Here is a 22570-nt window from a genome sequence, read left to right as displayed (position 1 = left end):
GTCCTCACCCTCAAGCCACCAAAGAAATGTCTTGCCGGTCGCGGCTGGGCCAACAAATTGAAAATTGCAGCCACAGCCTGACTGAACTTCAGACTCAACAAACGGCTGAACAGTAGGGCCCGCCGCGGCACCGGCGCTCCAAATCAATGCCGAAAGGATGAGGATAGATCTACGCATTTGAGGCATAACTTAAAGTAGGCATCCTAAATGACGCAAAACTTTCCGTCATTGATGCTTTTTTGATTGAAGACTTAAGGGATTTATTTAACGTTTTCATATTGTTATTAAATTTTTAGCCCATCCTAAAATACAAACCTAAACACGTCAACAACGCCGTTTTAACAGCCTAACTGCCGCCTAGCGCTTTATACAAGCCTACCTGATTCTGCAACGCCTGCTGTTGAATCTGCACGGCTTGCGACTGCGCGTCCAACACGCTGCGTTGTGCATCAAGCAACTCTAAATAAGTCACCAGTCCCTGATCAAGCTTGCGTTTCAACAGTTGCAAGCGACTGCTCTCCAGCTCTCGCAAACGTTCTCTGGCGGCAAACTCTTCGGCAATCACTGTGCGTGTACTAAGCACATCCATCACTTCTTTAAACGCGGTCTGGATGGTTTTTTCGTAATTGACGACCTCAATATGCTGGCGGGCTTGGGCCAGGTTGAGGTTGGCTTTGTTGCGGCCGTAGTTGAAGATCGGGAGTATCAGTTGGGGGCTGAAGGCCCAGTAGTTGCTGCCTGTATCCGAGAACAATTTGGAGAAGTCTGAATTGACCAAACCGACATTGGTGGTGAGTTGCAGGCGTGGGTAAAACGCGGCTCTGGCAGCACCTATATTGGCGTTGGCGGATTTGAGCTGATGCTCGGCGGCACGAATATCGGCCCGTCTGGTGAGCAATGTGGAAGGCAAACCTGGCGTAACGTCAGCCAGTTTCAAGGCGGCGAGCGGCTTGACTGGCAGTGGCGTGCGGTGTGAGGTTTCGCCCAGCAGCAGATACAAGGCATTTTGCGTGGTGGCGAGCTGGCGCTGCCATTGCGCGCGTTGCGCTTGCACTTGCTCAACCTGGATTTGCGCGGCTTTGACATCCAGCACTTGATCCAGCCCGGCTTCAAAGCGACGCTGGGTGCGTTGCAGCGTTTGTTTGCGGTCATCCAGCGTTTGCTGGGCGAGCTTGAGCTGGTCGTTGATCGCTAAAAAATTGACGTATTGGGTGGCAATCTCGGTGATTAGCGTGGTTTGTACCGCTTGCCTGTTTTCGGTCACGGCAAGGTATTGCTCAAGGGCTGATTGCGACAAGCTTTTCACCCGGCCAAAAACGTCAATTTCGTACTCTGAAATACCGACGCCAATCCGGAACAATTTAGCCTCAAACGCCTGGCTGGAGCTGAACACGGTCCGGCTGCGGTCGTAATTGAGGTTACCTTGCACAGTGGGCAGGCGGTCTGCTTTTTGCACGCCATAAGTCGCTTGCGCCTCATCCATGCGCAATACGGCAGTTTTAAGGTCGCGGTTATGGTCTAGCCCGATCTGGATCAAGTGCTGCAAGTCAGCATCAGAAAAATAAGTTTGCCAACTGAGGGGTGGCGCCTCAGTGACAGGTGTATTGGTCACGGCGTCAGTGGCTGGCTGGCCAGGGTAAGTTTCAGGCACCGGCGCAGCCGGCCTGAAATATTCGGGCACGAGCGAGCAACCAGCCATCGCAAAGGCCACGGCAATAATGAGGGATATACGGCTAAACTTCATGAGGTACCCTTTGCTGTGAGGCTGGCTGTTTCATCCAGCGGCCCACGACAATAAAAAACAGTGGCACAAAAAAGATGGCGAGCAAGGTGGCAGTAATAATGCCGCCGAGCACGCTAGTGCCAATCGCGACTTGTGCGCCGGAGGCGGCACCGGTTGAAAACGCCAGCGGAATCACGCCTACGCCAAACGCGAGTGAGGTCATCACGATCGGCCGCAGGCGCTCTTTGGCTGCCAGCAGGCTGGCTTCTATCAGCGGCATGCCTTGCAACACGTGTTCACGCGCAAACTCCACAATCAGAATGGCGTTTTTGGCTGACAGACCGATGGTTGCAATCAGGCCGACCTTGAAATAAATATCATTGGGTAATTCACGCAAGGTCACGCCCAGCAAGGCGCCTAGCACGCCCAATGGCACCACCAGCATGACGGCAAACGGAATCGCCCAGCTTTCATACAAGGCGGCCAATACCAGAAACACCACCAGGATGGACAAGCCAAACAGCAGGCTGGCCTGGCTGCCCGACTGTTTCTCTTCCAGCGATTGCCCGGCCCACTCATAGCCTATGCCTTTGCCCAGGCCATTCACCAGGGTTTCCATGGTGCGCATGGCTTCGCCACTGCTAAAGCCAGGCGCGGGGCCGCCATTGATGTTAAATGACGGGAAACCATTAAAGCGCGTGCGTTGCGGCGTGCCCATGGCCCAGTCCAGCGTCATAATGGAAGCCAGTGGCACCAGACTGCCATCCGCCGCTTTGAGGCGGATTTTCTTGATATCTTCCAGCGTTTGCCGCTGCCTGCCATCGGCCTGCACAATCACGCGGCGCACCTGATTGCCATAGACAAAATCGCCCAGGTAATTCGAGCCGAGCAGCGTCGCCAGCGAGTCGTTGATTTCATCCAGTGACACGCCCAGCGCCTTGGCTTTGCTGCGGTCTAGCTGCATGTTGACCACTGGCGTGTCATACAAACCGGCAAACAATACATTGGCCAACTCTGGCCGCTGGGCAGACTCAGCCAGCAACTGGTCGCGCGCTTTCATCAGCGCCTCAACACCCACGCTGGCACGGTCTACCAGCCGCAGGTCAAAGCCGCCAAAACTGCCCAACTCGGGCAAGGGCGGCGCATTCATGGCAAAAATAGTTAAATTGGGGCGACCAAAAAACTTCTGGTTGACGCGGTTTACAATCGCCTGCACCTGTTGATCTGGGTTTGGCCGTTCTGCCCAGTCTTTGAGCGTGATAAACAGCATGCCGCTATTGGTACTGGTGCCATAAAAGCTAAAGCCGCTCACCTCAAAGATAATATCAACGGGCTCATGTGCCTGAATATACTCACTCATATCGCCCAGCACTTTGGCGGTTTCTGCCAGCGTCGCGCCTTGTGGCAACGACACCATGACCATAAAGTTACCCTGGTCTTCTTCGGGCAAAAACGCATTTGGTAAACGCACCAGCAGCCAGCCTGCCAGCGCGACAATCAAGGCAAACACGGCCAGCCAGCGCAAGGGCTTTTTGAGCAGGCCGCCAGTCAAGTGGGTATAGCGCTCAGTCATGCGCTGAAAGCTGCGGTTAAACCAGACAAAAAAGCGCGCTTTGCTGCCTGTCTCATGGCGTAGCAACGTCACGCACAAGGCCGGTGTGAGTGAGAGCGCCAAAAAGGCCGAGAAGCTGATAGACACTGACAAAGCCAGCGAAAACTGGCGGTAGATATTGCCCACCGCGCCGCTGAAAAAGGCCATGGGGATAAACACCGACACCAACACCGCCGTAATGCCGACCACGGCACCACTGATTTGCGACATGGCTTTGACCGTGGCATCGTAGGCGGACAAGCCCTCTTCCACAATCAGGCGCTCGACGTTTTCGACCACCACAATGGCGTCATCCACCAAAATACCAATCGCCAGCACCACGCCAAACATGGTCAGCACGTTGATCGAGTAGCCCAGCCAGTACATGACGGCAAACGTCCCCATCAGGGCAATCGGCACGACAATGGTCGGGATCAGCGTGGCACGCAGGTTTTGCATGAACAGATACATGACCAGGAACACCAGCACAATGGCTTCCACCAAGGTCTGGATCACTTTTTTGATCGAAATCGAAACGAATGCAGAAGAGTCATACGAAAGTTGAAACGCGACATTGGGCGGGAAATACGGCTGCATCTGCTCCATCGCGACCTTGACCCGCTTGATGGTTTCAACCGCATTGGAACCCGGCGCCAGTTTAATCGCCATCCCGGCGGCATTCTTGCCATTGACCCTAGAACTGTAGGTGTAGTCACTGCTGCCCAGCTCGACCTTCGCCACATCTTTAATCAACAGGGCTGAGCCATCTGCCTGCATGCGGATAGGCACATTGGCAAAATCGTCTACCGTTTTTAACGTAGCCTCGGCTTCGAGTGAGACACTCAGCGGCGCACCGTCCGGCACACCACTGGCACCCACCTGCCCCAAGGTGAGGCGGGTGTTGTAGCTGCGCAAGGCATTCACGATCTCGGTCACGCTCACATTGAGACCAGCCATTTTTTGCGGATCCGGCCAGATGCGCATGGCGTATTCAGGGCTGAACGATTGTACTTTACCCACGCCTTGCACACGCTTGAGCGTAGGCATCACCGTGGCCGATGACAGCTCGCCCAGATCAATTTCGCTGTAGCGGTTATCTTCCGAAGTCAGCGATACAATCAGCTGAAAGCTGTCAGCAGACTTTTCTACCGTGATGCCACTGCGACGTACGATTTCCGGTAAACGCACTTCGACACTTTTGAGGCGGTTTTGCACATCCACGGCAGCCAGATCAGGATTGGTGCCCTGACGGAAAGTGACACTGATGGAGGCCATGCCCACATTGCTGGTGGCAGAAACATACATCAGGCCCGGCATGCCATTCATCTCGCGCTCGATAATCGAGGTCACGGTTTCTTCCACCACCTTGGCCGAGGCGCCAGGGTAAGTTGCGGCGATATTGACCACGGGCGGGGCAATATCAGGATACTGGGCAATCGGTAATTGTTTGATGGCGATGAGGCCAGCCAACACAATCAGAATGGCAATCACCCAGGCAAAAATGGGGCGATCAATAAAAAAACGGCTCATGGCCTGGTTCCTGTCTTTCTGCGCGCTGCCCAGTTAAGGGGCCACGGCTTTGGTGATATTGTCTTGAGCACTGATCAGTTTGGGCGTCACTTTGCTGCCCGCCGTTTGTGCCGCCACATTGGTGACCACCACTTGCTCACCGGCTTGCAGCCCTTGCTCAATGACCCACTGTTTGTCTATGACACGGCCGGCTTGCACCTCGCGTGACTCCAGCTCGTTTTTGGCATTCACCACCCACACACGCGTCGAAAACTGGTCACGCATCAACGCATCTCTTGGAATCAGAATCGCATTCGGATTGGTGGCCTGACGGATTTTGATTCTGACGTATGCACCTGGCATCAAGACCTGCTGCGGGTTTTCAAAAATGGCGCGCATGACCACAGAGTCGGTCGTTTGGTTGACGGAGACGTCCGAAAATGAAAGTTTTCCTGCTTGGGCGTACATGGAGCCATCCGGCAAGACCAGTTTGATTTTAAAGTCACCATCGTTGCCTTTGAGCTGACCATCGCGCAGCGCTTTGCGCAAGGTAAACACTTCTGAGGACGACTGGGAAAAATTAACATAGACCGGATTAACCTGCTCGACGGTGGTCAGTTGCGTAGCTTCATCTTTGCCGACCAGCGCCCCCTCGGTGACCAGTGCGCGGCGGGCCACGCCATCAATTGGCGCGGTTACATTGGCATACCCCAAATCCAGCCGGGCACGATTGAGTTTGGCCTGGGCAGAGGCCACCTCGGCTTTTGCCAGTTGCGCCTCAGCTTGTGCCGCGCGGTAATCACGCTGGCTCACAGACTGGTCGCCAATCAAAGCCTGATAACGCTGCAACTTGTCGTTGGCATTGACCAGGTTGGCCTCGGTCCGCGCCAACTCAGCCTCGGCTTCGAGCTTGCTGGCTTGCAACTGCTCGGGATTGATCTGGAATAACGGCGTGCCGGCTTTCACCACCTGCCCTTCCTGGTACAGACGCTTGGCGACAATGCCGGAGACACGGGCGCGCACCTCGGCAATGCGGTAGGCCTCGACCCGGCCAGGGAGTTCGACCTCATCGGGAATATCCGCCACCTGCACCTTGACCACCTCCACCACAGGCGCCGCGCCTGCGGGCTGAGCGGCTTCTTTCGGCTTGCTGCACGCAGCCAATTGCAAGATCAACAGCGCCGAAAGCGCCAGCGTCGAGTGAGAAATACGGGACATGCACTACCCTTAATTGTATGGATGACAATATTCTAGCGGCACTTTTATAATTAATCAATCATGACTGATTAATTATTTTTTGGTATGATAGCGGCCATCATCAACGACTGGACTGTCAGCGAGCCGCCAGGCTAGAACCACCCGACATGGCTAGAAAAACCAAAGAAGACGCGCAAAAAACCCGTGACCAGATTCTGGATGCAGCTGAGCTTGTGTTTTACGGCAAAGGCTTTACGCAGGCGACCATGGCCGATATTGCCGAAGCCGCACAACTGTCCCGCGGCGCCGTATACGGACATTATAAAGGTAAGCTCGAAGTCGCCACGGCCATGGCCGAGCGTGTCATCCAGCAAGCCTCGCCGTTTCAGGGGCAACCGGCGCATAGCGCACTAGAAAACCTGAAACACTACTGCTTGCAGGAAGTGCGCAGTTATATCGAACCCAGCTCTATCCAGCGCGTGCTGTTTTTTCTGTATGTGGGCATTGATGATTCGCCCGAGCTGCTGCAACTGCGCTACAACTGGGAGAAAAAACGCATTGCGCAAATCAACAGCCTGCTGACACAGGCCATTGCCCACAAAGAGCTGCCCGCTGACGTCGATTTTGACTTGGTCAGTCTCTACTGCCAGTCAGTGATCGAAGGCGTATTCAGCATTGTTTACTTTGGCAGCATGAGCGAAAGTGAACGCTGGCAGCGCGCAGAACAATTGTGTACCTACAGCCTGCAACGCTTGTCCATGCCTTTTTCGCAGCCTTAACTCCGTGCCGCCTGCGATTGGTGATTGACGCGGCATAGCTTCTTGCTGCAAGATAAAAAATAAATACATTGATCGCAATTAATTTCAACTTTTTGGCCAGCACACGGTCAGTCTGAACAGGCGGTGTGCCTGTGCTTGAAATAGCATCAACGCTTGCGAAACCCATATTGCGCATGCCTGCGCAAATAAAAACAACTTAAAAGAAACCCTGACGATGGACCATAACCTGAGCCTGATTACCACCATTGCCGTCGCGTTTGCGTTGGCACTGGTGTTTGGACTAATTGCCGAAAAACTCAAATTGCCTGCACTGATTGGCTATTTACTGGCCGGCATCATGATCGGCCCCGCCACCCCTGGCTTTGTCGCCGATCTTGAAATTGCCTCGCAACTGTCGGAAATCGGCGTCATGTTATTGATGTTTGGCGTCGGCCTGCATTTTTCGGTACAAGACCTGCTGTCGGTCAAACGCATCGCCCTGCCCGGCGCACTGGCGCAGATGACGCTGGCAACGCTGCTGGGCATGCTGGTCGCCTGGAGTTGGCACTGGAGCTGGGGCGAAGGCCTGGTATTTGGTTTGTCCCTGTCTTGCGCAAGTACGGTGGTATTGCTTAAGGCGCTAGAGTCACGCCGCATTCTGGAAAGCATGAACGGCAAGATTGCAGTCGGCTGGCTGGTGGTGGAAGACATGGTGACCGTATTGGTGCTGGTGTTGATGCCAGCCCTGGCGGGCGTGTTGGGCGGTAGCCAGAGTGAAGCAACCAGTGTTGCCGCCATATGGCAAACCATAGGCATGACCTTGCTCGAAGTGGCAGGCTTTATTGCCATCATGCTGGTGGTCGGCAAGCGTGTGTTGCCGTGGTTGCTCTGGTATGTGGCGGGCACCGGCTCGCGCGAGCTGTTCACGCTGACCGTGATCGCGGTGGCGATCGGGGTGGCGTTTTTTGCCTCTACCTTATTTAATGTCTCGTTCGCATTGGGTGCGTTTTTTGCCGGCATGATCATGCGTGAATCAGAATACAGCCATCGTGCCGCTGAAGATTCGCTGCCGTTCCGCGATGCCTTTGCCGTGTTGTTTTTCGTCTCGGTCGGCATGTTGTTTGACCCTAGCATTCTGATCAAACAACCTGTACAGGTGTTGTCTGTGGTAGCCATTATTATCCTGGGTAAGTCGCTGGCGGCGGTGGCCATTGTGCTGGCCTTGCGTTATCCCCTAAATACCGCGTTAACCGTAGCCGCCAGCCTCGGGCAAATCGGTGAGTTCTCGTTTATTCTGGCCGGGCTGGGGGTCTCACTCAACCTGATGTCCCCCGATGGCATGAGCCTGGTACTGGCAGGCGCGCTCATTTCCATTGCCTTGAACCCGCTGGTGTTTGCCTCGATCAAGCCGCTTGCCAATTGGGTGGTCAGCAAGTCTGATCTGGCCCGGCAGTTCTCGCTACGCATGGACCCCTATGGTGAGTTGCCGATGACTACCGAGCGCAAATTCCTCGAAGGCCAGGTGGTGCTGGTCGGTTATGGCCGGGTGGGCAAACGCATTGCGCAGTCACTGACCGCCGCCGCCATCCCCTATGTGGTGGCCGAACAAAACCGTGAAGTGGTGGAAAAACTGCGCAAACAGGGGCAACCTGCCGTCTCGGGGAACGCGGCGGACCCGATGGTGTTGATCCAGGCCCACATTGCCAATGCCTCCCTGCTGATTATTGCCACGCCGGATGCCATGAATATCCGCAAGATGGTGGAGATCGCCAAACAGCTCAAACCGGATATCGAAGTCGTGATTCGTACCCATCATGAGGACGAATACCTGCGCCTGCAAAAAGAACTGGGCGAGACCGAAGCGGTGTTTTTTGGCGAGGAAGAACTGGCCAAGGGCATGTCTGCCCATGTGTTGCGGCGCTTTGAACGCCCGCATTAAGCGGCATCATCAATGACCTTGTACGCAAATTAACGTATGGCGTGCGGGCCTGCCTGGCGTTAAATTAGCACCAAGGTTAATACCTGCTACGCCCCATATTTTAATCACACCGTCAACAGCGCCGGTGATGATTCGAGCAAAAAAGCTCACCCGCCATTTGATGGCCGGTGGGCTTTTTTTATGCGTAATCGGTATGTATCGAGTCATTAGCCTTTTTTAAATTTTTCAGGAGAAGCTTCATGATACATGGTGATATTTCCAGCAGCCAGGACACCGTCGGTGTGGCCGTCGTCAATTACAAAATGCCCCGCTTGCATACCAAAGCCGAGATTCTGGCCAACTGTCGCAACATCGCCGACATGGTGGTCAATATGAAAGCCGGTCTGCCCGGCATGGATCTGGTGATTTTCCCGGAATACAGCACGCACGGCATCATGTATGACGGTCAGGAAATGTATGACAATGCCACCACCGTGCCCGGCCCGGAAACCGATATTTTTGCCGAGGCTTGCCGCAAGGCCAAAGTCTGGGGCGTATTCTCGATCACCGGCGAGCAGCACGAAGAGCATCCGAAAAAAGCGCCGTATAACACCCTGATCCTCATGAATGACCAAGGTGAAATCGTGCAGAAATACCGCAAGATCATGCCATGGGTGCCCATCGAGGGCTGGTACCCAGGCAAGGAAACTTTTATTAGCGAAGGCCCTAAAGGCCTCAAGGTCAGCCTGATTATCTGTGACGATGGCAACTACCCTGAAATCTGGCGCGACTGTGCCATGAAAGGCGCCGAACTGATTGTGCGTTGCCAGGGCTATATGTATCCGGCCAAAGAGCAGCAGATCCTGATCAGCAAGGCGATGGCGTTTGCCAATAACACCTATGTGGCCGTGTCCAATGCGGCAGGCTTTGATGGCGTCTATTCCTACTTCGGCCACTCGGCGATTATCGGCTTTGATGGCCGGACACTGGGCGAATGCGGCGAGGAAGAAAATGGCGTGCAATATGCGGCCTTAAGCAAACACCTGATCCGCGATTTCCGCAAACATGGCCAGTCCGAAAACCACCTGTTCAAGTTGCTGCACCGTGGCTACACCGGCGTGCTCAATTCAGGCGATGGCGATCAGGGCGTGGCGCAGTGTCCATATAGCTTCTACAGCAAATGGGTACAGGACCCGGCGGCTGCGCGCGACATGGTAGAATCGTTTACGCGCTCGACGTTGGGCACCAAAGAGGCGCCCATCGCAGGCTTACCTAACGAATAGTCGGATAGTCTGACTGGCGATCACACTAGGCTAGATGAAACTAGGCGAGATCACACTAGAGCTGATCGCCTCAATGCAACACAATGGCTCCGGTCTGGCCGGAGCCCCTGACGAAAGAATCTCATGGCAAACACTGACCCGATCCCGGTCGGCGTGCTGTTTTCCACCAGCGGCGCCACGGCGACCATAGAACGCTCACAGGCATTTGCCACTTTCTTTGCCATCGCAGAAATCAATGCCGCGGGCGGCATCGCTGGCCGAGAACTGGTGCCCGTCCACTATGATCCGCAGGGCATGCCGCAACAATACCAGTTACTGGCCGAGCGCATGATTCGAGAAGATGGCGTCAATGTGATCTTTGGCTGCTATATGTCCAGCACGCGCAAAGCCGTGATTCCGGTGGTGGAAAAATGGCGCAAGCTGCTGTTTTACCCCACGCCTTACGAGGGCTTTGAATTCTCGCCGCATGTGATTTACACCGGCGCGGCGCCCAACCAGAACAGTGCACAACTGGCTGACTACATGACGCGACATTTTGGCGCGCGCGTCTACATGATCGGCTGCGACTACATTTACCCGTATGAGTCCAACCGCATCATGAGTGACTTTATCCTTGAAGTCCCGGGTGGCAAAAAACTGGCTGAGCGCTATGTACCGCTGACGGCGACAGAAAAAGATTTTTTAGCGGTGGTGCGTGACATCAAGGCCAAATCGCCAGACTTTGTGTTTTCTACCGTGGTGGGGCAAGCCACCCGCCTGTTGTATCAGGCTTATGCCGAGATCGGCATGGATGCCCAGCACACCCCGATTGCCAGCCTGACCACCTCAGAAGCAGAGGTGGCAGAAATGGGCGACGGTGCGGCCCAGGGCCACATCACGTCTGCGCCCTATTTTCAAAGCATTGCCAGTACCGAGAACCAGGCCTGCATCACACGCTTCAGGCAGCAGTATGGCAACGAGATTGCGCCTAATATGGCCTGGGAAGCAGCATATTTTCAAACCCACCTGTTTGCCGAAGCGATGCGCGCGGCAGGGAGCGACCAATATGATGCCCTGTTGCCACAGCTACTGGGCCGCGCATTTGACGCGCCGCAAGGCCGTATTGCCATTGATGCCGGCAACCACCATACCCGGCTACACCCGCGCATTGCACGCGTCAATGCGGCTGGCCAGTTCGAGATCATCGCCGGTGGCGGTGCCGCAGCGGTGATCCCCGACCCTTATCTGGTGACGCACCCAGGCGCCAGCTGGAACAACCTGCCTTATGCGGCGGAGTATCGCGTTGGCTGAGTCACCCGCCGCCCCTCACCCTGGTCAGCGCCAGGCCAAGCAGACGCAGGCGCCGCACTCCACGCTGGAGCTGTTCCGCCATTTGCGCCATGCCTGCATCACGATTTTTCATCCTGAGGACGAAAACCGCGAGGTATTGACACAGCAACTGCACCGGATTGGCTGCCAGACGGTCGCGCTATGGCCGCCGGTGGCTGAGCTACCCGCGCAAACCGAGCTGGTGATTTTTCTGCTAGATGCCCAAGCCAGCGCGAAAAAGAAACTGCCGTGGCTGACACCAGAGTCGGCGATCCCGCTGATTGGAGTGCTGGATTATGAAAACCCGACCACGCTGGAGACCGCCACTGCGCTGGGTTGCCATGGCATGCTGGTAAGGCCTCTGCAAGCCAAAGGCTTGCTCTCCACCCTCATCCTGACCATGCATCATTGCCAGCAATTAAAAACCTTGCGCAAACGTAACCAGCGCCTGGAAGAAAAACTGCAGGCGGCAGGCGAAATCAGTGCGGCACAAGCCATGTTGGCGCATGCGCGCGGAATCAGTGCAACCGAGGCTTACAAAGTCCTGCGCGAGCAGGCCATGCTCAAACGCGTGACGGTGGAAGACATTGCACGTGCACTGTTGCAAACCGACGGTCTATTGTCCAATCCAGCCAAACCCCGTTAGAATGCTCGCCCTTGCCAAGCGCATCGATTCTCCTGCGCACAGTTTTTGCTTGAACAAGTCCGATGATGACCGACATTTCCCCCGCACAAACCATTACCCTGGCTAAAATCAGACATATCGAGGAGCTGGAGCGCCTGGATAGCTCAATTACTTTTGTCGAAAGAATTGGGCAGCTCATTCATCAAATTCAGGCTGAACGTGGTGCCAGCTGTCTTTATTTAGCGTCTTCCGGCAAACGCTTCTCGCAGGCACGTGCGGATATCGTCGTGCAAAATCAGCAAATTGAAACTGATTTCAGGCAAGCCTTGCAACAATATCTGGACCGCCATGCGCTGACCGATGCCAAACAGTTGACGCTCATCTCTTGGATTTTGCTGGGTTTGGACCAGCTTAAAAACTTACGTCATCAAATTACGCTACTCAAGATCTCATTTGCGGATTGCATAGAGTCTTATAACCGCTTTATACAAAGCTTGATCTCGCTGATTTTCGAGATCACGGACAGCTCGGTCAACAGCAAGGTCTCCACCAGCTTGCTGACGCTCTACAACCTGGTGCAAGCCAAGGAGTTTGCCGGTCAGGAGCGTGCAGTCGGCTCTTATTTATTTGGCTCAGGCAGCATGCAAAGCGAGCATCAGCAAAAACTGCTGGAATTGATCACACAGCAAAATCGCCATTTTGAACTGTTCAGCCAGTTTGGCGCCCAGGAGCTACAGCAGGCATGGGCGGTCCTGCAAAGCTCACGCCTACAACAGCAGCATGAGCACTTGCGTCACCAGCTGACGGTGGCCAAAGATCAGCAAACGCTCAATACCAGCGCCAGTGATACCTGGTTTGCGTTGTGCAGTGAGCGCCTGAGTGAAATCTGGCTAATTCAATGCCAGCTGGTGCAATCCATGCACCGCATGCTGGCAGAACTTTCTGCCCATGCGAAAAAAGACCTGGCACAAACAAAGCAATATTTGGATGCCATGACGCAAAGCGCTGATCCCAATCATCCCCTGGATAGTAGTTTCTTCAACCTGTCGATTCCGGTCGAGAGTGCGCTGCAATTTCAGGCAAATGAAGCTAGGCATACGGCACCCGTGACTTCTATCATGCAGTTGCTGCAACAGCAATCGCAACAGATTGCCGAGATGGAAGTCACCTTGGCCGATACTAAAAAAGCCTTGTCAGAGCGCAAAGTGATCGAACGCGCCAAAGGCCTGCTAATGCGCAAGTTTGATATTGATGAAATGGAAGCCTACAAACAGTTGCGCAGTACGGCCATGACTCAAAACCGCAAAATTGTGGATATCGCGGAAAACATTCTTGCACAGACACATTTTTCCCGCGATTAACCGCTCAGGATCGGGCATGCGCACCATGCCTGTGCATATACGCGGTGTATATCTACACCTATAAAACCGTAAAATATGGACAAAAACAGCATTAAAACAAAGTGTTATTCGCAATATTAATACATGGCATAACAATTGCTATCAATCAATTAACGCGATTCCAATGGCGGAAGCGCGGGTATAAATAGGTGGTCCCCTGGCTTGTGTTTGAATCCTGGTGATTTGAATACAGCGGGTACCAACCAATTCAGCAATCTGGACAAAGGCGTCCTGACAGTAGACTCAAGCGGGTTGACTGTCAGGACGCCTTTTTGTTTTGGACTCATCCAAGAAAGTAAGAGGTATGCAATGTCTTATCTAGCCCCCGCCGAATTTGTCTCTAAGATGGTAGACGCCGGTGAATCAAAAATTTATATGGCCACGCGTGACACCGTGATTCGCGCCTATATGGCGGGTGCCATTCTGGCGCTGGCCGCTGTGTTTGCAGTGAGTATTGCCTTGGCGACAGAATCTCCTCTGGTAGGAGCTGTCATGTTTCCGGTGGGCTTCAGCATGCTCTACCTGATGGGATTTGACTTGCTGACCGGCGTTTTCATGCTGACTCCGCTGGCCTGGCTGGACAAACGCCCCGGCGTGACCTGGCCGCAAATCCTGCGTAACTGGGGTCTGGTATTTATTGGCAATTTTGCTGGCGCGCTCACGGTGGCCGGGATGATGGCTTTTATCTTCACCTATGGCTTTAATACCGATGGCGGCGCCATCGCCACCAAAGTCGCCGGTATAGGCGAGGCCAGAACACTGGGCTACGCCAAATATGGCCTGGATGGCTGGATCACCATTTTTATCCGTGGCATGTTGTGCAACTGGATGGTGTCGCTGGGCGTGGTGGGGGCCATGATTTCAACCAACGTCAGCGGCAAGGTGATCGCCATGTGGATGCCAATCTTTTTGTTCTTTTTCATGGGCTTTGAGCACTCGGTCGTCAATATGTTTCTGTTTCCATTTGCTTTGATCATGGGCGGCAATTTTTCGATTGCAGACTATCTGGTATGGAATGAAATCCCGACTGCGCTTGGCAATCTGGTGGGCGGCCTGGCCTTTACCGGCCTGACGCTGTATACCACCCATGTGCGCACACAACCCAAACGTAAACTGTAAACAATGCTCGCCTGCTCGTCGTGGCAGTGAGCCCGTCCCACACGATATCAATGGAGTTAATCATGACAAGAGATGAAGTCACAGAACTGATAGTGTTACAAAAAAATGCCTTGCAACTGTCCTGGAAAACACTTGCTGAGGCCATTGGTTTGAGCAAGGAATGGACAACGGCCGCCCTACTTGGCCAAATGACCCTCTCTGCCGAACAAGCCAATACCTTGGGAAAACTGCTACAACTGCCTGGAGAAGCCATAAGCCAACTACAAGTGGTACCTTATAAAGGATCGTTACCCACTGCGGTGCCCTCCGATCCATTAATTTATCGCTTTTACGAACTGATCAGCGTCTACGGCACCACATTTAAGGCCTTGATTCACGAAGAGTTTGGCGATGGCATCATGAGCGCCATTGACTTTAATATGGATTTGCAACGCGAAGCCGACCCTAAAGGCGATCGCGTCAAAATCACCATGAGCGGCAAGTTCCTGCCTTACAAGTCTTACTAAACGGCATGCCTGCCTCTTTGCAGATAGAAAGCGGCGCCTGCTCCGAGGCCGGACGCAAACCAGTCAATCAGGATGCGTTCGGCCTCACCACACAAGACAGCCCGCCTGCTACTGGCAAAGGTTGGGTATTTGCCATTGCCGATGGCATCAGTAGCAGCGATGTCAGCGACCAGGCTAGTACGCTGGCCATTCAGCAGTTTATACAAGATTACGCGCTCACCCCTGTAGAATGGTCAGTCAAGTCTGGTGGGTTGCAAGTCTTACGCAGTATTAATGCCACACTCAATGCGCAGACGTTTCGCAGCCCTTATCGTTTTGACAAAAACAGAGGCTACGTCTGTACCTTTAGCGCCCTGATCATTAAATCACGGGCTATCCATGTATTTCATCTGGGCGATACGCGCATTTACCGTCTCCGTGACCAGCAATTGCAATGCCTGACCGAAGACCACCGTTTCTGGGTCGATGATCAACATAGCTATCTGGCACGCGCCCTGGGCATGAGCCCGCAACCAGAAATTGATTATCACAGCGAGGCCGCGGAAGCAGGCGATGTTTATTTATTGATGTCTGATGGCGTATTTGAACACCTGACCTCAGAAGAAATCTTGCAGGATATCCAAACCGCCAGCGACCTCAATCGTCTCTGCCAGCACTGGGTTAAACTCGCGCATGCACGCGGTAGCGAGGATAACCTGACAGCACTGGCGGTGCGCTTGTTACAACTGCCCGACCATGACATGGCCTCGCTGACACAAAGCATGCAGGCACTCCCCTTTGCCCCGGCCATAGAAGAAGGTAAGCCGTTTGATGGTTACCATATTTTGCGTTGCCTGCATCATAGCCACCGCAGCCATGTTTACCTGGCACGTGACCTGCAAACGGGCACCCAGGTTGCCCTCAAAGTCCCATCGGTGGACCTGTCCGCCGATGCACAGGCACTGGAACGTTTTTACCTCGAAGAATGGGTGGCCAGGCGCATCAGCCATCGCCATATATTACGGCCGTATACGTCAGCTTCTCCGCGCAAGTTTTTATATAGTGTGATGCACTATGTGCCGGGGCAAACCTTACAACAATGGCTGCTGGATCACCCGCAACCATCCCTAGAGACCGTCCGCCAACTGGTGGAACAGATCACCAGCGCCCTGGAAGCCTTTCATCGACTGGAGATGGTCTACCGCGACTTGCAGCCGCAAAATATCCTGGTCGATACCGATGGCCAGATCACCTTGATTGATTTTGGGGCCGTGAGCGTGGCTGGTCTCGAAGAAATGAGCGAGCTAGAAAGCACGGTAACCTTGCCTGGCACGCTGCAATACTCGGCGCCAGAACAGTTTCTGGGATGGCCAGCAACGCCACAATCGGATATTTATGCCTTGGGGGTGATCACTTACCAGTGCCTCACAGGCAAACTGCCCTATGGGACAGAGGTCGCGAAGGTAAAACATCCGCAACACCTGTCACGTTTGTATTACCGGGAGATTCGCTATACACAACCGGCGTTTCCGGCCTGGGTCGACGCCGCCATCGCCCGTGCCGTGCACCCGCAGGCAGAAAAACGTTATGCGCAGGCCTCTGAATTCTTATTTGACCTGCGTAAACCGAATGCAGCCTTTCTGCGTCATGCCCATCCGCCTTTGCTGGAACGTCATCCGCTGGCCTTTTGGCGTGGCTTAAGTCTATTACTGGCGTGTATGGTCATCCTGTTGCTCGGGCTCCTCGCACACCAGCCCAAGTCATGCGCCAATGTTGAGCAGTTCGCACGAAAGCAGTGCAACTATGCCCGGCAATAATATGCCCCTTTACAAAAGAAACTAATATTTTCATTAAAATTCAATCACTTAAAAATAAAATAAAGTTGGCATGCCGTTTGCTAGTGCTTATCTAAGAGCAAGCTGGATCAACGGCGATCCTGTCAAATATGCTCCGTGGCAAATGCCTGATATCAGGTAATTTGCCTAACAACTGAGTTATACCCGTTATTAAATTAATGTAAGTACCGCAGCCTTTTAGCAAAAGGGCTTGCAAGCAAAAGGACAAAGGCGTCCTGAGTGTAGACCACGGTCTGCATTCAGGACGCCTTTTTTGTTTTGTATTTTCCGAACCCCTTTTTCGAATCAAATCTCAAGGAGCCGACATGAGCAGTTCTGACAAAAAAAATGTATCCCCCACCGAGGCAACGCCGGTTGACCAGGTGAACCAGCAACGCCGCCATTTCTTTATGAATACGCTGGCAGGCGCGTTTGGTGCTGCCGCCATGATGAACATGGTGCCTTCCGCCATCCGTAGCCAGGCTTGGGCGGCTGGCTCTGATGCGCCAGAAATCACCGAAGTGAAAGTGGGCTTTATCCCGCTGACGGACTGTGCGCCGATTATTGTCGCCGCGCAAATGGGCTTTGATAAAAAATATGGCATCAAGATTGTGCCGTCTAAAGAAGCTTCGTGGGCAGGCGTACGTGACAAGCTGGTCAATGGTGAATTGCATGCTGCACATGTGTTGTATGGCCTGATCTACGGCGTACAAATGGGCATCGGCGGCCAGCAAAAAGACATGAACGTGCTGATGACGCTGAACAACAACGGCCAGGGCATCACGCTGGCTAACCAGCTTAAGGAAAAAGGCGTGACCAGTGGTGCGACGCTGAAACGTTTGCTGGATAACGAAAACCGCGACTTTACCTTCGCCCAGACCTTCCCCACCGGCACGCACGCCATGTGGTTGTACTACTGGCTGGCGACCTATGGCATCAATCCAATGCAGGACGTGAAAACCATCGTCGTACCGCCGCCACAAATGGTCGCCAACATGCGGATTGGCAATATGGATGGCTACTGCGTGGGCGAACCCTGGAACGCCCGTGCCATTTACGACAAGATCGGCTACACCGTCGCCACCTCACAAGATATCTGGGTAGACCACCCGGAAAAAGTGTTGGGCACCACCGCTGACTTTATCGCCAAGAACCCGAATACCGCGCTGGCCTTGACCAAAGCCATCCTCGAAGCCTCACGCTACATTGATGCGACCAAAAACCGTGCCGAAGTGGCCAAGTTGATCGCAGGCAAAGCTTACGTGAATGCGCCAGAAGAAGTGATTGAAGGTCGCTTCCTCGGCCACTACGACAATGGTATCGGCAAAAAATGGGAAGACCCCAACTACATGAAGTTCTTCAATGACGGCAAGGTCAGCTTCCCTTACCTGTCAGACGGCATGTGGTTCCTGACCCAACACAAACGCTGGGGCTTGCTCAAGTCTGACCCGGATTACCTCGGCGTGGCGAAAAAGGTGAACCGCATTGATATTTATACCGAAGCCGCCAAATCTCTGGGCATTAGCGTGCCGACAGACGTGATGCGCAGCAGCAAGCTGATTGACGGTGTGGTCTGGGATGGTAAAGACCCCAAAGCCTATGCCAACAGCTTCAAGGTTAAAGCGTAATTCTTTCAAGGAGAGTCACCATGAGTGTCGTCAGCTTTAACAAGGAAAAAATCATGCAAAACAGTGAGCAGGCTGCCAAAGCAATGCCAGCCAAGCAAGCAAAACCGGTTGTCGCGGTGGTGAGCCCTCTCTCGGCCACCGCAACAGCAGCCACCCCGGCAAGCAAAAAAGCCGGGGCATGGGCGGCAATGGCCAAACGCGTGTTTGAAGGACTGTTGCCGCCTGTGATTGGCTTGCTGATCTTTGGCGCCATCTGGTCTACCGTGGCCGCCCTGACTCAGGGTTTGCCAGGACCGGTGCAGACCTGGCATTCGGCGGTGGAGCTGTTTAGCGACCCGTTTTATATCAACAACCCGAATGACATGGGCATCGGCTGGAACATCCTGAACTCGCTCAAACGCGTCGCCACCGGCTTTGCACTGGCAGCGATTGTCGGCATCCCCATGGGGTTTATCATCGGCCGCTATGCCTTTATGTCAAAAATGGCGGCGCCGATTATCAGCCTGCTCAAGCCGGTATCCCCACTGGCCTGGTTGCCGATCGGCCTGCTGGTATTCAAAGCGGCCAACCCGGCCGCAATCTGGGTGATTTTCATCACCGCGGTCTGGCCCATGATTATCAACACCGCCGTTGGTGTCAGCAAAGTGCCGCAAGACTATATGAACGTGGCCAAGGTACTGAACCTGTCCGAGTGGAAAGTCATCACCAAAATCCTGCTGCCGTATGTCATGCCTTACATGATGACCGGTGTGCGTCTCTCCATCGGTGCCGCCTGGCTGGTGATTGTGGCGGCAGAAATGCTGACCGGCGGCGTGGGCATTGGCTTCTGGGTGTGGGATGAATGGAACAACCTGAACGTTGAGCACATCATCATCGCGATTTTCATTGTGGGCATCGTCGGTCTGTTGCTGGAGCAGTGCCTGGTCATGCTGGCCAAACGCTATAGCTACGAATAACCACGACACCTCATTGACTGGTAAAGGACTCTGATCATGACCACCGCTGTAAAACAAGACCGCTATGTGTTGATTGAAAACGTCAACATGATTTTCAACACTAAAAAAGGCAGTTTCCAGGCCTTAAAAGACATCAACCTGTCTATCCAGGAAGGCGAATTCATCTCCATCATCGGCCACTCCGGCTGTGGCAAATCGACCGTACTCAACCTGATTGCCGGCTTGTTGCAACCGACAGACGGCTACCTGTTTTGTGCCGGCCGTGAAATCGCCAAGCCGGGTCCTGAGCGCGCCGTGGTGTTCCAGAACCACTCCCTGCTGCCCTGGCTGACCTGTTATGAAAATGTTTACCTGGCGGTGGAGCGCGTGTTTGCGGCCACTGAAAGCAAAGCACAACTGGCAGAACGTACCCGCGCAGCACTGGAGCTGGTGGGCTTAAGCCACGCCATGGAAAAACGCCCGAATGAAATCTCTGGCGGCATGAAGCAGCGGGTAGGCATTGCCCGGGCACTCGCCATGGAGCCCAAGGTGTTACTGCTGGATGAACCGTTTGGTGCGCTGGATGCGCTGACCCGTGCTGGCCTGCAAGACGAACTGATGGCCATCATGGCACGTTCTGGCTGTACTGCCGTCATGGTGACACACGATGTGGACGAAGCCGTGCTGCTGTCAGACCGCATCGTCATGATGACCAACGGCCCGGCAGCCACCATCGGTGAAATTCTGGAGGTCGATTTACCCCGTCCACGCAAACGCCTGGAGCTGGTGGAAGACCCGGCTTACACGCATTTGCGCAGCGAAGTTTTGAAGTTTCTGTATGAGCGGCACGCCAAAAAAGCGGCCTAAGTGAAAGGTGCTGGCAGGCAGCCACCTGCCAGCACCACTTGCTTATCAAAAGCAACCCTCATCCAAGCAAGGTTACCCCAATAGAGAAAAGGAGCAACACATGAACGCTAACCTACACCCCCGCTTGCGTCAAGTTTCCGCAGCCATCTTGCTGGCAGCACTTGGCTCACCTGCAATGGCAGAAGAAGAAGTTCTGCCTGAATACACTTTTATGGACGCGATTAAAACCGGTAAAAACATGAGCAGCTTCAGATTGCGTTATGAAAACGTCGATCAGGATGGCTTGCAGCCTGGGACCTATGCCAATGGCAGCGCTAACCCGACGGCAAACCAGAACCTGAAAGAAGCGCATGCATACACCCTGCGCAGCCTGATCGGCTGGCAAACCGCGCCTTACCACAACTGGAGTGTGGCCGGTCAGTTGATCAATGTGACCCAATTGAACAGCCAGTTTAATGACGGCACCAACAATGTGCTGATCAACGGCGCATCCAACCAGAACAGCGGCATTCAATATGCCAAAGTGGTGGACCCGGACTACACCGATATCAACCAGTTGTTTGTCGACTGGACTGGCATCAAAAACACCCGTGTTCGCGCGGGCCGCCAGCAAGTGAACCTGGATAATGTGCGTTTTATTGGTGACATTGCCTTCCGCCAGGTCATGCAAGTGTTTGACGGCGTCTCAGTATTTAACAAGACCATCCCGGATACCGAAATTTATGCGGCCCACTTTAGCAAGGTGAACCAGATCACCACGGCAGCGCATCATGGTGCGTTGGAAGTCATCAATGGCCGCTACCGTATTTCCCCGACTGAGTTCCTGGTCGGTTACGGATATTTCTCTGACTTTGAAAACCTGGGCTTTGGTAATGCCTGGTTTGGTGCAGGGGCCTCTAACAATCCCAAAGGCACGAACAACCAGTTTGCCGACCAAAGTAACAAGATTATTGGTATCCGCCTAGACGGCACCCATCCGTTCACGCCCAACTACCGCGCGCACTACACCGCTGAATACGCAAAACAGTCTGACTACAGCGGTGGTGACAGCCGCATTGACGCGCATTACTACAAGCTGGGCGGTGGCTTCGGGATTGATAACTTCAACCTGCGTGTAGACCAGGAATTACTCTCCAGCAACAACGGTAAATATGCCTTCCAGACCCCATTTGGTACCAACCACTTGTTCCAGGGCTGGGTAGACAAATTCCTGGTGACACCGCGTGAAGGCATTAAGGACAGTTTCATCACGGCGACTTACCGCTATGGCGATTTTCTGTTTTTTGCCGACTACCACGTGATCGACTCGGATAAGGACTTTTATACCGTGGGCAGTGGCGCCAACCGCAATGGCAGCCGTTACGGCACCGAGTGGAACGCCGCCGTCACCTGGAATGTGGATAAAAACTGGATGACCAAACTCGAGTATGGCAAATACAGCGAGGATGATCAGTATGCCGCTGCGGCAAACACGACCGGCAATGCTGCTGGCACACGTGGCCGTATCCGTGATACCGAAAAACTGTGGCTGACCGCCATGTATACGTTCTAAACGGACGCCTCGTCTGCAAGCAAAGGAGCCCCTCATGTCAGCAAGCAAAGTGTATTTAATCGGTGCCGGTCCTGGCGACCCTGAGCTCATCACGCTCAAGGCGGTCAAGGCCTTGCAGCTGGCAGAGGTGGTGCTGGTCGATGACCTGGTCAACCCTGAACTGCTCAAGCATTGCCCGCAGGCGCGTATTGTGCCGGTGGGCAAGCGCGGCGGTTGCAAGTCTACGCCACAGCATTTTATTCACCGCATGATGATCGCCCTGGCCGAACAAGGCCAAACCGTGGCCCGCCTGAAAGGCGGTGACCCGTTTGTGTTTGGCCGGGGTGGCGAAGAAATGCTGGCACTGCGTGCAGCCAATATTGATTACGAAATTATTCCTGGCATGACCAGTGGCCTTGCCAGTTGCGCCAGCATGGAGGTACCGGTGACCCACCGTGCGTACAACCATGGCGTGACGCTGGTCACCGGCCATACCAAAGATGGCGGCCCCCTGCCCTGGCAAGCGCTGGTGGCCAGCCATACCACCCTGGTCATTTACATGGGCATGCAGCATCTGGCTGAAATCTGCCGTGAACTGATCGCTGCAGGCATGCCAACAGACATGCCCTGTATGGTGGTGGAGAACGGCACACGCGCCGAACAGCGTGGCCTGACCTCAACGCTGCAAGCCATGCCTTACCTGGCCCATCAGCAAAGTCTTAAAAGTCCGTCCATTATTGTGGTCGGCGAAGTGGTGAAATTAGCCAGAAACAGCCAACAAGAACAAGACTGGCAACAAAACCTGCAACACTGGCTCAGCATCGGCGATGCAGCATAAGCGCTGAAAGGAGTGATTCA

17 protein-coding genes are annotated in these 22570 nt (G+C 54.0%); 14 read left to right on the top strand and 3 right to left on the bottom strand.

Annotated elements, in window-relative coordinates:
- Positions 1 to 346 precede the first annotated feature (346 nt).
- From ACT53G_RS01115 to ACT53G_RS01105, 3 genes are read right to left on the bottom strand one after another with little or no spacing between them, the layout of a single operon-like run.
- Positions 347 to 1744: an efflux transporter outer membrane subunit gene (locus ACT53G_RS01115; RefSeq protein ID WP_476168462.1), complete on the bottom strand. Its 1398-nt coding sequence runs from the start codon at positions 1742 to 1744 to the stop codon at positions 347 to 349.
- Entirely contained in the window at positions 1734 to 4844 is a 3111-nt protein-coding gene (locus ACT53G_RS01110; protein ID WP_476168461.1) for a multidrug efflux RND transporter permease subunit, read from the bottom strand. Before ACT53G_RS01110 ends, ACT53G_RS01115 begins: the two co-directional genes overlap by 11 nt.
- Positions 4845 to 4877: 33 nt before the next feature.
- Positions 4878 to 6041: an efflux RND transporter periplasmic adaptor subunit gene (locus ACT53G_RS01105; protein ID WP_194747215.1), complete on the bottom strand. Its 1164-nt coding sequence runs from the start codon at positions 6039 to 6041 to the stop codon at positions 4878 to 4880.
- Positions 6042 to 6187: 146 nt separating this feature from the next.
- On the opposite strand from ACT53G_RS01105, the gene ACT53G_RS01100 reads away from it, so the two are divergent.
- From ACT53G_RS01100 to cobA, 14 genes are all read left to right on the top strand, one after another.
- Complete coding sequence (locus ACT53G_RS01100) at positions 6188 to 6799, top strand: TetR family transcriptional regulator (RefSeq protein ID WP_476168460.1); 612 nt, start codon at positions 6188 to 6190, stop codon at positions 6797 to 6799.
- A gap of 214 nt (positions 6800 to 7013) precedes the next feature.
- Positions 7014 to 8717 (top strand): cation:proton antiporter, encoded by a 1704-nt coding sequence (locus ACT53G_RS01095; protein ID WP_194747217.1) that lies wholly within the window; start codon positions 7014 to 7016, stop codon positions 8715 to 8717.
- Between the two features lie 239 nt (positions 8718 to 8956).
- Complete coding sequence (locus ACT53G_RS01090; protein ID WP_338656972.1) at positions 8957 to 9979, top strand: aliphatic amidase; 1023 nt, start codon at positions 8957 to 8959, stop codon at positions 9977 to 9979.
- 123 nt (positions 9980 to 10102) lie between these two features.
- Positions 10103 to 11269 carry a transporter substrate-binding domain-containing protein gene (locus ACT53G_RS01085; RefSeq protein ID WP_476168459.1) on the top strand — a complete coding sequence of 389 codons (1167 nt, stop codon included), beginning with the start codon at positions 10103 to 10105 and terminating at the stop codon, positions 11267 to 11269.
- Positions 11244 to 11933 (top strand): ANTAR domain-containing response regulator, encoded by a 690-nt coding sequence (locus ACT53G_RS01080; protein ID WP_476168458.1) that lies wholly within the window; start codon positions 11244 to 11246, stop codon positions 11931 to 11933. The genes ACT53G_RS01085 and ACT53G_RS01080 overlap by 26 nt, the downstream gene beginning before the upstream one ends.
- Positions 11934 to 11995: 62 nt before the next feature.
- Positions 11996 to 13273: a nitrate regulatory protein gene (locus ACT53G_RS01075; protein WP_194747221.1), complete on the top strand. Its 1278-nt coding sequence runs from the start codon at positions 11996 to 11998 to the stop codon at positions 13271 to 13273.
- A 348-nt stretch (positions 13274 to 13621) separates the two neighbouring features.
- Positions 13622 to 14431, top strand: coding sequence for a formate/nitrite transporter family protein (locus ACT53G_RS01070; protein ID WP_194747222.1), 810 nt, complete (start codon positions 13622 to 13624; stop codon positions 14429 to 14431).
- 62 nt (positions 14432 to 14493) lie between these two features.
- A complete protein-coding gene (gene cynS / locus ACT53G_RS01065; RefSeq protein ID WP_194747223.1) occupies positions 14494 to 14937 on the top strand; it encodes a cyanase in 444 nt (147 codons plus the stop codon).
- Positions 14938 to 14942: 5 nt separating this feature from the next.
- Positions 14943 to 16733 carry a bifunctional protein-serine/threonine kinase/phosphatase gene (locus ACT53G_RS01060; protein WP_194747224.1) on the top strand — a complete coding sequence of 597 codons (1791 nt, stop codon included), beginning with the start codon at positions 14943 to 14945 and terminating at the stop codon, positions 16731 to 16733.
- 344 nt (positions 16734 to 17077) lie between these two features.
- Positions 17078 to 18379 (top strand): CmpA/NrtA family ABC transporter substrate-binding protein, encoded by a 1302-nt coding sequence (locus ACT53G_RS01055; protein ID WP_338656969.1) that lies wholly within the window; start codon positions 17078 to 17080, stop codon positions 18377 to 18379.
- Between the two features lie 20 nt (positions 18380 to 18399).
- Entirely contained in the window at positions 18400 to 19335 is a 936-nt protein-coding gene (gene ntrB, locus ACT53G_RS01050; RefSeq protein WP_194747226.1) for a nitrate ABC transporter permease, read from the top strand.
- A 36-nt stretch (positions 19336 to 19371) separates the two neighbouring features.
- On the top strand, positions 19372 to 20181 hold the full coding sequence (locus ACT53G_RS01045; protein ID WP_476168457.1) for an ABC transporter ATP-binding protein: 810 nt from the start codon (positions 19372 to 19374) through the stop codon (positions 20179 to 20181).
- A gap of 100 nt (positions 20182 to 20281) precedes the next feature.
- Complete coding sequence (locus ACT53G_RS01040; protein WP_476168456.1) at positions 20282 to 21733, top strand: alginate export family protein; 1452 nt, start codon at positions 20282 to 20284, stop codon at positions 21731 to 21733.
- Between the two features lie 34 nt (positions 21734 to 21767).
- A complete protein-coding gene (cobA, locus tag ACT53G_RS01035; RefSeq protein ID WP_194747229.1) occupies positions 21768 to 22550 on the top strand; it encodes a uroporphyrinogen-III C-methyltransferase in 783 nt (260 codons plus the stop codon).
- Positions 22551 to 22570 lie beyond the last annotated feature (20 nt).

This window comes from Methylophilus sp. DMC18 (genome assembly GCF_056314005.1).
This window is presented reverse-complemented; position numbering and strand designations above follow the sequence as displayed.